Genomic DNA, 13,525 nt, shown 5'->3' with positions numbered 1-13,525 from the left:
TCTGAGTTAAAAATACCAAATCTTCTCAGAATTATTTTTAGAAAACTATTCAAAATTCATTACTTGAGCGGAGAATAACTCAGAATTCAGAACTCAGAACTAAAAAAATTATTTTTCGTTTGCTTTAGCAAAATCGGCTAAGAATTTAGCTAAGCCTGTATCAGTTAAAGGATGATTCAATAAGGCAAGAATAGCTGAAAGTGGGCCTGTCATTACATCAGCACCTAATTTTGCACACTGAATGATATGTAATGGATGACGAACAGAAGCAGCTAAAATCTGTGTTTCGAAGCCATAATTATCATAAATTTGTCGGATGTCTTCAATCAAAATCATACCGTCAGATGAAATATCATCCAAACGGCCTACAAAAGGGGAAACGTATGTAGCACCAGCTTTAGCAGCTAAAAGAGCTTGGCCTGCCGAAAATACTAAAGTACAGTTTGTTTTAATCCCTCTTTCTGAAAAATATTTGATCGCTTTGATCCCGTCTTTAATCATCGGCACTTTTACAACGATTTGCTCATCAATTTCTGCCAATTCTTCACCTTCGGCAATCATTCCTGCAAAATCAGTTGAGATAACTTCAGCACTTACATCGCCATCAACAATTTCACAAATAGCTTTATAATGACGTAAGATATTGTTTTTACCTGCAATGCCTTCCTTTGCCATAAGCGAAGGATTGGTTGTAACACCATCAAGAACACCAAGGTCTTGTGCTTCTTGAATGTCTTTGAGCGAAGCAGTATCAATAAAAAATTTCATGGAATTAGACACACCCCCAGCCCCTTAAAGGGGATTTTTGTTAGGAGTTTTCAAGTTTTGGGGTATATTAAAAACAAGAAAACTGCTTTATATTTAGATGCAGAAATATCAAAAAAAAAGGCAAATTCACCGCTCAACCACAGTACCCTTGCTTCGGTCAAGACCTGGGGGATTCAGCAGGAGCTGGTAATTTGCCAGTACAAAGGTAAGAAAAATTTGATACGACAGCAAAGGTTTTTTTTAAATTAAGTAATTTATTACTCTCTTTAGGATTTTTAAGTATTATCTTTGAATAATAAAAAAGTGATTCAAATCATTTTTATATTGTTTTAAAAAAGCTTCTTTTGCGAAAATAAAGAACTTATAACCAGTGAGTTATAGGAACGAAAAATCAAGAAAAATAAATAAAGAATTGATGTATTTGTCTCAAAACTTTTTTTGATTTGCGTTGAAAAATATTCCTAACCTCAATCTAATATATTATGATACAAAAAGTTGTTCTTTGGTTTTTTATTATTGTGTTTTTGTATTTTACAGGTGTTCAATACAATGACCCAGACCCCTATGTTTGGATTCCCACCTATTTGATTCCAGTTTTTTTATGTTATTATAAATTACAAGGGAAAGGCGAAAAGGTAATGTATTTTACAGTCGGCTTGTTGTTTTTGATGTGGGCCATTAATCAATTTCCGCCAGCATGGGAAGGCGTTTTGTTGAATCAATTAGGCATGAAAACCCTAAATATTGAATTGGGAAGAGAGTCGCTCGGATTGGGTTGTTGCACAATTGCAATGTGGGTTTGTGCTGCTTTAAAGAATTAATATTACTTTATAAAACCTTGCAGGTCTTTTTCAGACCTGTAAGGTTTTAACTTTAAAAAATCACCCTAACATCGCCAAAAACTCATCTTCAGAAATCATTTTTACATTGAGTTTTTTTGCTTTTTCAATTTTAGAAGATCCAGGTTTCTCTCCGACAATTAAGAAATCTAATTTTCCTGAAACACCACTGACTACTTTTCCGCCATTGGCTTCAATTTTTTGTTCGAGGGCTTCACGTTCAAAATTGGCAAAAGTACCAGTATAAAGAAAAGTTTTACCAATTAAACTATCACCTTCAATTTCTTTGACTTCATCTTGAGCAGAGAATTGTAATCCAGCTAATCTTAGTTTTTCTATAAATAATTGATTATCAGGATTTTGAAAGTATTCTACCACACTCAGAGCAATTTTATCTCCAATTTCTGGAGCAGTCCGGAGCGTTTCATAATCGGCATTTTTAATATTATCAATATTCTTGAAAAAACTGGCTAATTTCTCGGCAACAGTTGCTCCAACATAGCGAATACCAATACCAAATAGTACTTGTTTGAATGGCACTTGTTTTGATTTTTCGATGCCTTCCAGAATGTTTTGAACTGTTTTTTCTTTGAATCCAATCTTTCTGACCTTTCCAGTTATTTCATCTTCGGTTACTTTTTCGAGTCCAAATAATTTTTCGTAGGTCAAATCGTAAAGGTCGGTTACATCTTTAACCAAACCTTTGTCATAAAGTAATTCGATTTTCCCTTCGCCTAAACTATCTATATTCATAGCTTTGCGATGTATAAAATGCTCAATTTTACCACGAATTTGAGGTGGGCAACCTTTATCATTAGGACAGTAATGATTGGCTTCGCCTTCTTTTCGAGTAAGTTCGGCACCACATTCTGGACATTGGGTTGGATAGACAATCGGCTGGGCAAACATATCTCTTTTAGAAATATCAACACCTGTCACTTTTGGAATGATTTCACCACCTTTTTCCACAAAAACAGTATCCCCAATTCTTAAATCAAGTCGTTCAATTTCGTTGGCATTGTGTAAAGAGGCACGTTTAACAGTCGTTCCAGATAAGTGGATGCCTTTATTATTTCGCTTTTCATTATCTAACTCAGCCACAGGCGTGATGGCTCCAGTGCGACCCACCTGATAAGTTACGGCTTTTAAAATCGCAGGTTTAGATTCAGCTTTATATTTATAAGCAATTGCCCAACGAGGACTTTTAGCAGTATAACCTAATTCTTCTCTTTGTGTAAATGAATTTAGCTTAATAACGATACCATCTGTAGCCAATGGAAGCGAAAAACGCTTTTCATCCCAATGCTGGATATACGCCATAACAGCCTCAATATCAGTACATTTTTGCCAAGTTTGTGAAACATTAAAGCCTAAATTTTTAAGGGCTACCAGACTTTCTTCGTGCGTAGTAAAAACTTCCTCATCAGACAAGAATTGATAAACATAAGCGTCTAATCCACGGCGGGCAACTTCGGCAGAGTCTTGCAATTTGAAACTTCCAGATGCCGCATTTCGGGCATTAGCATAGCTTTCTTCACCTGCGGCTTCGGCATCTGCATTCATTTTTTCAAATGATGTATAAGGAAGAAAACCTTCGCCACGCACTTCAAAAATTCCTGTGATTGGTGTTTTTACTTTTAACGGAATCGTTCGAATTGTTTTTACATTATTGGTTATATCATCACCTCTAACACCATCACCACGAGTGACACCACGCACAAAAACACCATTTTCATAAGTCAAGGAAAGTGAAATACCATCAAATTTTAGTTCACAGATATATTCATAAGCTTCGCCATTCAATCCTTTTCTTACTCTTTCATCAAAATCAATGAGTTCTTGTTCGTTATACGTATTTGCTAAGGAAAGCATGGGAAACCGATGCTCAACGCTGACAAAGTTTTTGGTAATCGTTCCTCCAACTCGATGCGTCGGTGATTCGGGTAATTTTAGATCTGGATATTGTGATTCGAGACTTTCTAATTCTTTCAATAATAAATCAAATTCTTGGTCAGAAATCTCAGAAACACTATCCATATAATAGCGTTGATTGAAGTAATTGAGCTTTTCGGTCAATTCGATGATTCTTTCGGCAGGGTTCATATATAAGTATGTCGGTTGTATAGCCAACAGGTTATAGAGTTTTTTTTATTCAAAGTTAAAAATAAGCACCGAATTTTCAGCAAAAAAGCCCACTTTTGAGAGCAGGCTTTTTGTATTATCACCACAAAGCTGGAGCTTCGAGTTACTTTATACGCTCATAATATCTTTTTCTTTGTCAGCCATTAATTGTTCAGCTTTTTGAATATAACTGTCAGTTATCTTTTGTACTCGTTCTTCAGCTTTTTTTACTTCATCTTCAGAACCGCCATCTTTTTGAATTTTTCTAAGTTCATCGTTTGCTTCTTGGCGAACTTTACGAATATTGACACGAGCCACTTCTATTTCGTTTTTAGCTTTTTTTACTAATTCTCGACGACGCTCTTCTGTAAGTGGAGGGATATTCAAACGAATAGTATCACCATCATTCGCAGGAGAAAGGCCAATATTAGAGTTAATGATGGCACGTTCGATATCACTAATGAGTTTTCGCTCAAAAGGCTTGATTGAAATTGTTCGAGCATCAGGTGTGCTAATTGATGAAACTTGAGACAAAGGGGTTGGTGAACCATAATATTCAACCATAATACCATCAAGCATTTGACCAGAGGCACGTCCTGCTCTGATTTTCGAGAGTTCAATTTGCGTATGTTTCAAGGCACGATCCATCGTATCTTTCGACATATCTAGAACTAATTCTATTTCTTCCATTTGTTAAAATGTTTCTAAAATCAATTAATTGTTTTGATTTATAAACGTCTTATTTGTATTTATAATTTGCTGATAATCAATCTCCTACCAAAGTTCCAACATCTTCGCCTTTCACTACTTTCATCAAATTCCCTTCTACATTCATATCAAAAACGATGATTGGCATTTTGTTTTCTTTGCAAAGTGCAAAAGCCGTCAAATCCATTACTTTTAAGTTTTTGTTGATGGCTTCGTCATATCCAATTTTGCTATATTTGGTAGCAGTTGGGTCTTTCTTTGGGTCGGCTGTATAAACACCATCGACACTTGTTCCTTTCAAGAGTACATCAACGCCTAATTCGTTGGCTCTCAAAGCTCCACCCGAATCAGTCGAGAAATAAGGATTTCCTGTACCTGCTCCTAAAATTACAATCCTACCTTTTTCTAAATGTCTGATGGCTCGGCGACGAATAAAAGGTTCGGCAACTTGTTCCATTTTTATTGCTGACATCAATCGAGTGATAAGTCCAGCTTTTTCTAAAGAACTTTGGACTGCCATGCCATTGATTACAGTAGCAATCATGCCCATGTAATCGCCTTGCTCACGGTCAATACCTGAACTTTTGCTTGCTCCACGAAAAATATTTCCACCACCAATCACAATTGCCACTTGGCAACCTGCATCTACAATGGCTTTAATTTCTTGAGCGTATTGCGAAAGAATATCGGAGTTAATGATTTGGCTTTTGTCGCCACCGTTGAGGGCTTCGCCACTGAGTTTGAGTAGAATTCTTTTGTATTTGAGTTCAGACATTAGGCTATTTATTTTGTGGCAAAGTTATGTTTAAAATTTTAAGTTTAGAAAATTTTGTAAAACAATTCTCAGAATTGTTGTTTGGGTGAGGGACAACTTGAAAAATTATTTTACTCAAATTCCATAATCAATTGCCCTTTTTCTACACTCTCGCCGATAGTCACTTTGATACTTTTTACTATGCCATCCCCTGCTGCTTTGATAGCATTTTCCATTTTCATGGCTACCAAAATAAGTAAAATATCTCCTTTTTTTACTTCATCACCCACTTTTACTTTCATCTCAAAAATCAAACCAGGCATAGGAGCTTTCAAATTATTTAGCTTGTTGGATGCCGTATTATTAATACCCATTTTTTCTAAAAGTAAATCAGTACGATCTTTCAGATTAACAGTATGAATTGTACCATTGACTTTCAGTTTGAAGATTTTTTCAGCATAATTTGCCTCTACCAGTTCGGCATTATATGATTTATTATCTTTTAAAATATGAAAATCTTTTTCAGAAATCTTGCGTAAATCCCAAGAAAATGGCTCGTTATTCACTAATATTTGATTTTTTTCTTCCGAAATTTCAAAATTACTGTCGTTGATGATTGCTTTCATTTGATAGATGTTTGATGTTGGAGGTTCGATGTTTGATGAAAATATATTTCAGTTGTCAATTCTCGAATCCAAAACCTCGAGCATCGAATCTCAAACATCTATTTTTTATTGATCAAATATACGCCAACCAAAATGATTGTCATACCAAAATAATGCAAAAATGATATAGACTCTCCATCAATGAAGCCCATGAGTGTTGCTACGACTGGTATCAAATAGGTAACAGATGATGCAAAAACAGGTGAAGAAATCTGTAAAATATAATTAAAGATAATCGCAGCAAGCCCCGAATTAATTGCTCCCAAGAGGATAAGCAACAACAAAGGACTTAAAGTATCTGCATTGATTCGTGATAAAAAATCAGTAGAAAAAAGAATAATTCCTGCCAAAATAGCAACACTAAAAAGTGTCCAAGCACTTAATAAAATGGCATTAATTCCACTTAAATGTTTGCCTACAATATTGACATTGAAACCATACATCAAAGAAGCTAAAATGATTAAAAGAGCATAAGGATTATTGAATGAAAGCCCATCTTTGCTCGAAGATAGCACCAAAATAACGCTTCCAATAAATCCTAAAGTAAGACCAACTACTTGCCAACGCTTGATGATTTGATGAAAAAAGATAGCACCAACAATTAATACAAATAGGGGAGTAGCTGAGTTTAAAGTGCCTGATAATGAACTGTTTATCTTACTTCCTGCAAAAGCAAATAAGAAAGCGGGTAAAAAATAACCAAGTAAACCTGACCAAAGGAAATATTTAGTTTTTTCTTTAGGATACTTTTTTCTGGAAGAAATTATCCACGGCAAAAAAACAATGCCTGCCGCCATAATTCTGACGGTTCCAATTTGAATGGGGGTGAAAGCATCAAGACTTTTTTTGATAATAATAAACGATGAACCCCACATAATGGCAAGTAAACATAGCAATAACCACGAAACGAGGGTTTTATTTTCTGAGCTGGTAAATGTGTTTTTATTCACTTATTTGGTTTTTGAAGTGTATTTGTACGACGGAGTTCCTACTCCGTCAGCGTTGTCTTTGACGGAGTAGGAACTCCGTCGTACGTTTAATCTACTCCTGCATATTCAACTTTGACAATTTGTTTTTCAAGCAAATAGCCATCAAAGACATGGGCAATTTCATCAAGAATTTCTGAAATTTCTTGAAAATCAAGCGAATAAACCAATCGCATTCGGTATTCTTTAAAATTAGGTAAACCTTTGAAATAATTGCTATAATGCCTTCTCATCTCTAAAATTCCGAGTCGATCACCTTTCCATTTGATTGAAAAAGTCAAATGCTTACGAGTTGCTTCTACTCGTTGAGAAATACTTGGTGGAGGCAAATGTTCACCTGTTTTGAAAAAATGTTTGATTTCATTAAAAATCCAAGGATAGCCAATAGCAGCTCGCCCAATCATGATTCCATCAATCCCAAAACGATTTTTGTAATCTAAAGCTTTTTCGGGCGAATCAATGTCTCCATTGCCAAAAATTGGAATATGGATGCGAGGATTTTCTTTGATTTTGGCAATCAATGTCCAATCGGCTTCACCTTTATACATTTGGGCACGAGTGCGACCATGAACTGTAAGTGCTTTTATACCAACATCTTGCAAGCGTTCGGCAACTTCGCCTACATTTTTGGTTTCTTCATTCCAACCCAAACGAGTTTTTACCGTAACAGGCAAATGCGTAGCTTTTACGACAGCTGAAGTCATAGCCGCCATTTTGGGAATATCTTGTAGCAATGCAGCACCTGCACCTTTGCAAGCAACATTTTTTACTGGGCAACCATAATTAATATCAATTAAATCTGGTTTTGCACGAGTGGCAATACGTGAACACTCACCCATCGTTTCAACATCACTCCCAAAAAGTTGTATCCCAATGGGGCGTTCGTACTCGAAAATATCTAATTTATGGACACTTTTAGCAGCATTACGAATCAATCCCTCCGAAGAAATAAATTCTGTGTACATCAAATCTGCTCCGTTTTCTTTACAAACTAAACGAAAAGGTGGGTCACTCACATCTTCCATCGGTGCGAGTAAAAGAGGAAAATCACCCAGTTCTATATTGCCTATTTTTACCATTTTTTTACTGTTGATTCTCTTGTAGGACAAGTTTTTAACTTGTCTATTTGTAGTAGAACAAGTTAGAACCTTGTTTTACAATTTTTCTTAAAATATTAACTATAAAAAACGTCTAATAATTCCCTCTTCAGAAAGCTAAAAGCTAATAGCCAATCGCTAAAAGCCCTAAAAACATTGCGATTAACAGAATTCCTCAATATTTTTACCACAAAATTACATAAAAATAAAGTATGAAACTTCTTGATTCTCGTGAAAACCCTGCGACCTCGTCGCTTTTAATCATTATTGGACTTTTTTTAGTGGGTTTTCTTTTTGTTGGAAGTCTTATTCAGATTTTGGTTATGGTAGCGGCTGGTGCGTCCTTACAAGACATGATGAACAGTGGAGGTGATTTTAGTAAATTACCTCATGCTTGGTTGTCAATGATTTTGGGGCAAGGCTTAGGTTCTTTTGCAGGTTTTGTTGGCACAGCATGGTTTTATTGGAGAATCATTGAAAAAAAGCAATGGAAAGACTTGAATTTCAAACCCATCCCTCATCTTCAAGTTTTTGGGACGGTAGTTTTAATTCAAATAGCCTTCATGGGTTTTAATGGTTGGTTACAGGAAATTAACCAAAATATTGTATTTCCAGAAGCCTTGAAAGGTTTAGAAGAAGTTTTGAAGGGTATGGAAGATAAATTGGCAGAGGCAACTAAGTTTTTTACAAATTTTACTTCATTCTGGCAATTTTTATTGGCTTTTTTAGTAATTGCTATGATTGCGGGAATCGGTGAAGAATTGGTTTTTAGAGGATTAATTATGCGAAAATTGTTTCTTGGTACTAAAAATATTCATGTAGCGATTTGGGTAGCAGCATTTATTTTTGCAGCGATTCACTTCCAATTTTACGGGATTTTGCCCCGAATGATGCTTGGCGTAATATTTGGATATTTATATTACTGGACAGGAAATATTTGGGTGCCGATATTTGCTCATATTTTCAACAATGGATTGGCTGTAAGCGTTATGTATTTATATAATTTAAAAATCATTAAGACAGACCCTGAAAACATGGATGATGTTCCGATGTCGATTGTTATTTTTTCTTTGGTCGCAACTATTGGATTGATGTTTTTGTTCAAGAATTATATGCAGCAAAAAGAATTGGATTCACAGAACTCGTAAGATTTTGTAATGGAAAATCAAAGTAAATTTAAGCAATGGTTCAAGCGGCTCGGTTGGGCTGGTTTTTTCTTTTTTTTGATAAAGGGTTTGCTTTGGTTGATTATACCGTATTTAATAGCGAAAGGAATAATTAAATAGAGTTCTGAACGGTCCGCCGTGCGGTTTAAAGTTCTGAATTCTGAGTTATTTTTTTTTTACTCCTCAGAACTTTAAACCGCACGGCGGACCGTTCAGAACTCTAAACTCTCAATATCCCACACTTGTATTATCGGCACGTGGGTCAGAGGCACCTTCGAGTGTTCCATCAGGGCGGAGCATGATACAATCCATTCTACCGAGCGTACCTTTTTGAGCATCAATAATATATCCTCTTGATTTTAAGGCATTTACAGTTTTTTCATTAAACGCATTTGGTTCATAAACCGTGCGGTCTGGTAGCCATTGATGGTGAAATTTCAGGGCATTTACTGCTTGTTGCATGGTCATTCCATGTTCGATTACATTCAAAATTGTTTGATAAACCGACGTAATAATCGTTGAACCACCAGGTGTGCCTACTGCCATCAAAAATTTTCCGTCTTTTTCTACGATTGTAGGTGTCATCGACGAAAGCATCCGTTTTTCGGGCTGTATTTCATTGGCTTTATTACCAATCAAACCAAACATATTTGGTACGCCAGCTTTGATACTAAAATCATCCATTTCATTATTCATCAAAAATCCAGCACCAGCAACTACCACTTTGCTACCATAACCACCATTGAGTGTTGTTGTTATCGAAACAGCATTCCCTTCTTTGTCCACTACCGAATAATGCGTGGTTTCGTTTGACTCATAGCCTGGCACAGTTCCACCATCAATGGCTTTACTATCGGTTGCTTTGGCAAAATCAAAATCTGACCAACGTTTCTTCAAGTATTCTCTACTCATTAATTCTTTCATTGGCACTTTTACAAAATCCATATCGCCCATCCATTTAGCACGGTCGGCATATACACGACGTTCGGCTTCTATCATTACTTGTACGGTCGAGTCAGAGTTAAAACCCCATTTACGTAAAGGGTATTTTTCAACACTTCTTAAAAGCTGCACCAACGCCACGCCACCACTTGAAGAAGGAGGCATAGTAATGATTTTGTAGTTTTTATAATCTGCTATGATTGGTTCACGCCATGCAGAATGGTATTTTTTTAGGTCTTGGTGAGAAATAATTCCGCCGCCTTTTTCCATTTCTTTGACTAATAAATCGGCAACTTCTCCTTCATAAAAGCCGTTTCTACCTTTTTGTTGAATAGCTCGTAAGGTTTTTGCCAAATCTTTTTGAACCAATAAATCACCTTTTACCCAATCTCTATTCTCAGGATTGATGAAATAAGGTGTATTTTCACCATTTACCTTTTTGAAATTTATCTTATTGTTATTCAAACCAAGAGCCTCACGTTCGGTGAGAACAACACCTTTCTCAGCTAAATCAATGGCAGGTTGTATGACTTTCTCCCAAGATAATTTTCCGAATTTTTTGTGAATTTCCACCATCCCATCGACTGCACCAGGTACGCCACTTGCCAAATGTCCGAGCAAACTTAAACCTTGAATGACATCACCTTTGGCATCTAAATACATATCTCGATTAGCTTTTAAAGGAGCTTTTTCTCTGAAATCCAAAGTATAAGCTTTGCCATTTTTATCACGAATGACAGCAAAGCCTCCACCGCCCAAGTTTCCTGCAAACGGAAAAACTACGGCCAATGCAAAATGTGTAGCTACTGCAGCATCAATGGCATTTCCTCCCATTTTCATAATTTCTACGCCCACTTTCGAAGCTTCTGGATGGGCAGATGCCACCATACCGTTTTGTCCAATTACACCTTTTCGGTCAGAAAAAAAAGTTTTTTGATTGGGGTCTTCTTCAAAAAGTACAAATAAATCTTTTGATTTATTAGAAGAGCCATCAGTTGTTTGGGCTGGTTTATTGGTGCAGGAAAATGCAAAAAATAGTAAAAGGAGGGTAATTAGGGAAATGTTTTTTTTCATGTTTATTGATGATTTTTTGTGGGGCGAACTTTCAGTTCGCCATTTGTGATAAATAAGCAATTAGAACTAAAACGAATGAAAGAATAGCGAAAAGAATGTTCGCTCCACACCCACATATCCTTGAAATTTGCCGTTAAATTACTAAAAACTACTGATTAGAGAAATTCATTTCGAAAACTAATTTTAGATTACTATTTTCGTAAAATTATTACCTTCAATTAATTGCCCTTTGGGGTCTTAAGCATTTATGAAATTTTTCTTTCTCACATTCGAGAGTTTTCGTTTTGCAGGGCAAGCTTTGCGAGAGAATTTACTCCGAACCGTTCTATCGCTTTTGGGCGTAACGATTGGTATTTTTTCTATCATTGGTGTATATACGATGGTTGATTCACTCGAATCTAATATTAAAGGAAGTTTAAGTTCTATTGGGAGTAATGTAATTTATGTCCAAAAATGGCCCTGGCTTTTTGGTAATGGTGATTATCCATGGTGGAAATATTTTAGAAGACCAGAGCCGAAATATGAGGAATTTAAGTATTTGAAAGAAAACCTTGAGCATACCCATGCTGTAGCAATGATGGATTTTGCAGGAGGAGTTTCGTGCAAGAAAGGTAATAATAGCATTGATGCCTTATGTCAGGGAATTACTTATGATTTTACTGAAATTACGGAAGTTCCTGTGGTAAATGGGCGTTATTTTGCTCCACAAGAAGTAGAATCTGGCAGAAATGTCGGTATTTTAGGTGCTGATATTGCAGAGGCTTTGTTTCCAGATTCAGACCCAATTGGGCAGACTTTCAAAATGAAAGGTCAAAATATTACTGTGATTGGAGTTCAAGAGAAAAAAGGTAAACAAATTGCTGACTTTGGTGGCGAACCTGACCAAAAAGTGTTTATTCCTTTTCTTGCACACAAACGAATTTTTTCTTCGGGCGAACCTTATGGCGATATTGTACTAAAAGGCATGGAAGATGACGAAGGCCTACTTGAATTGGAAGGTGAAACGACAGGTTTGATGCGAACAAAAAGAGGGTTACGCCCATCAGAGGAAGATAATTTTGCTTTGAATCGCCCAGAAGCTGCTGCTGCTGCTCTCGGTCAATTGTTTAGCACCATTCGTGGAGGAGGGTTTATTATTGGACTATTTTCCTTGTTAATTGGTGGTTTTGGTATTGCTAATATTATGTTTGTATCAGTCAAAGAAAGAACAAATATCATTGGTATTCAGAAGTCTTTGGGTGCAAAAAACTTCTTTATTCTCTTCCAATTTTTGTTTGAATCAGTATTTCTTTGCTTGATTGGAGGTTTTTTTGGTATATTCTTAGTTTATCTTATGAGTTTTATGCCACTTGGCTCTCTTGATATTGTATTAAGTTCAGGAAATATTGTTTTTGGAATCATTATAGCCAGTATTATTGGTGTAGTTTCAGGTATCATTCCAGCATGGCAAGCTGCTCGCCTTGATCCTGTGATTGCGATTCGTAGTAAATAAATTTATGAATGAATGAATGAGTGAATGCGTGAATGATTAATTTTGGGCGATGAAATTGATTATGAAATAGAAAAAAATAATCATTCACTCATTCAAAAATCACCGAGCGACGGTCGCTCATTCACTCATTTGTTTTCAATGCCCATAATTCTCAGTATCGAAACTTCTACAAAAGCTTGTTCGGCCGCAATTCACCAAGATGGTAAATTGCTGTCGGTCAGCGAATTATATCACGAAAAATCTTCTTCGGGAATGCTTACAACACTCATTGAGCATGTTGTAAAAATCGCCAGTTTGACTCTTCAAGACCTTGATGCGATAGCAGTTGCCAAAGGTCCAGGCTCATACACAGGCTTACGCATTGGTGTTTCTACGGCAAAAGGTTTATGTTTTACTCTTGAAAAACCTTTGATTGCGATTAATACTTTGGAAGCGATGGCACGTTCGATTTACGATTTACGATTTACGAATGATGATTTACGAATGACGAATGATGAATTAAAACTTGCTATTGACAATATTTCAATCGTAAATCGTAAATCCGAAATCGTAAATCTTTTATTGTGTCCGATGCTCGATGCTCGTCGAATGGAAGTTTATTGTGCTGTTTATCAAGCAGATACGATGGAAGTAATAGAACCAACTCAAGCAAAAATCATTGACGAAACCTCATTTGCAGATTTGTTCCAAAACCATAAAATTATCTTTTTTGGCGATGGTGCAGAAAAATGTAAAGCTACTTTAGGTAAAAATCCTAATGCTATATTTTTGAATGAAACCCTTTTTCCTTCGGCAAAAAGTGTGGGCATTTTGGCAACTCGTGCCTTTGAAAATAATCAATTTGAAAATGTTGCTGACTTCGAACCTTATTATTTAAAGGAATTTGTGGGAACTACACCAAAGAAAAAATAAG

12 protein-coding genes are annotated in these 13,525 nt (G+C 36.0%); 4 read left to right on the top strand and 8 right to left on the bottom strand.

The genetic code is table 11. The annotated features are described in order from the left end of the window. Window positions 1-108: 108 nt before the first annotated feature. Entirely contained in the window at window positions 109-768 is a 660-nt protein-coding gene (gene fsa / locus ACQUQZ_RS16880; protein WP_435356198.1) for a fructose-6-phosphate aldolase, read from the bottom strand. A gap of 482 nt (window positions 769-1,250) precedes the next feature. On the opposite strand from fsa, the gene ACQUQZ_RS16875 reads away from it, so the two are divergent. Beyond that, the gene (locus ACQUQZ_RS16875) at window positions 1,251-1,589 is read left to right on the top strand and encodes a transmembrane 220 family protein (protein WP_435356197.1); all 339 of its coding nucleotides are present in this window, start codon (window positions 1,251-1,253) and stop codon (window positions 1,587-1,589) included. A 60-nt stretch (window positions 1,590-1,649) separates the two neighbouring features. Here the strand turns inward: ACQUQZ_RS16875 and ligA are convergent, their stop codons facing one another. The 6 genes from ligA to dusB all read right to left on the bottom strand — a co-directional run bounded on the left by ligA (window position 1,650) and on the right by dusB (window position 7,920). Further along, window positions 1,650-3,710, bottom strand: a complete 2,061-nt coding sequence (gene ligA / locus ACQUQZ_RS16870) for an NAD-dependent DNA ligase LigA (protein WP_435356196.1) — start codon at window positions 3,708-3,710, stop codon at window positions 1,650-1,652. A 147-nt stretch (window positions 3,711-3,857) separates the two neighbouring features. Further along, on the bottom strand, window positions 3,858-4,418 hold the full coding sequence (frr, locus tag ACQUQZ_RS16865) for a ribosome recycling factor (protein ID WP_435356195.1): 561 nt from the start codon (window positions 4,416-4,418) through the stop codon (window positions 3,858-3,860). A gap of 76 nt (window positions 4,419-4,494) precedes the next feature. Then, window positions 4,495-5,211, bottom strand: a complete 717-nt coding sequence (pyrH, locus tag ACQUQZ_RS16860; RefSeq protein ID WP_435356194.1) for a UMP kinase — start codon at window positions 5,209-5,211, stop codon at window positions 4,495-4,497. A gap of 110 nt (window positions 5,212-5,321) precedes the next feature. Then, a complete protein-coding gene (locus ACQUQZ_RS16855; RefSeq protein WP_435356193.1) occupies window positions 5,322-5,816 on the bottom strand; it encodes an acetyl-CoA carboxylase biotin carboxyl carrier protein subunit in 495 nt (164 codons plus the stop codon). Between the two features lie 98 nt (window positions 5,817-5,914). Then, window positions 5,915-6,805, bottom strand: a complete 891-nt coding sequence (locus ACQUQZ_RS16850; RefSeq protein ID WP_435356192.1) for a DMT family transporter — start codon at window positions 6,803-6,805, stop codon at window positions 5,915-5,917. A gap of 86 nt (window positions 6,806-6,891) precedes the next feature. Beyond that, a complete protein-coding gene (gene dusB / locus ACQUQZ_RS16845; protein WP_435356191.1) occupies window positions 6,892-7,920 on the bottom strand; it encodes a tRNA dihydrouridine synthase DusB in 1,029 nt (342 codons plus the stop codon). Between the two features lie 230 nt (window positions 7,921-8,150). Here dusB and ACQUQZ_RS16840 point away from each other — a divergent pair, with 230 nt between their 5' ends. After that, entirely contained in the window at window positions 8,151-9,086 is a 936-nt protein-coding gene (locus ACQUQZ_RS16840) for a CPBP family intramembrane glutamic endopeptidase (protein WP_435356190.1), read from the top strand. A 246-nt stretch (window positions 9,087-9,332) separates the two neighbouring features. Here the strand turns inward: ACQUQZ_RS16840 and ggt are convergent, their stop codons facing one another. Further along, on the bottom strand, window positions 9,333-11,120 hold the full coding sequence (ggt, locus tag ACQUQZ_RS16835) for a gamma-glutamyltransferase (RefSeq protein ID WP_435356189.1): 1,788 nt from the start codon (window positions 11,118-11,120) through the stop codon (window positions 9,333-9,335). Between the two features lie 247 nt (window positions 11,121-11,367). Here ggt and ACQUQZ_RS16830 point away from each other — a divergent pair, with 247 nt between their 5' ends. Beyond that, window positions 11,368-12,612 carry an ABC transporter permease gene (locus ACQUQZ_RS16830; RefSeq protein WP_435356188.1) on the top strand — a complete coding sequence of 415 codons (1,245 nt, stop codon included), beginning with the start codon at window positions 11,368-11,370 and terminating at the stop codon, window positions 12,610-12,612. 138 nt (window positions 12,613-12,750) lie between these two features. Continuing rightward, on the top strand, window positions 12,751-13,524 hold the full coding sequence (gene tsaB, locus ACQUQZ_RS16825) for a tRNA (adenosine(37)-N6)-threonylcarbamoyltransferase complex dimerization subunit type 1 TsaB (protein WP_435356187.1): 774 nt from the start codon (window positions 12,751-12,753) through the stop codon (window positions 13,522-13,524). The last annotated feature ends 1 nt before the right edge of the window (window position 13,525 follow it).

The organism is Emticicia sp. SJ17W-69 (assembly GCF_051209875.1).
In the GTDB taxonomy this organism is placed as follows: domain Bacteria; phylum Bacteroidota; class Bacteroidia; order Cytophagales; family Spirosomataceae; genus Emticicia.
This window is presented reverse-complemented; position numbering and strand designations above follow the sequence as displayed.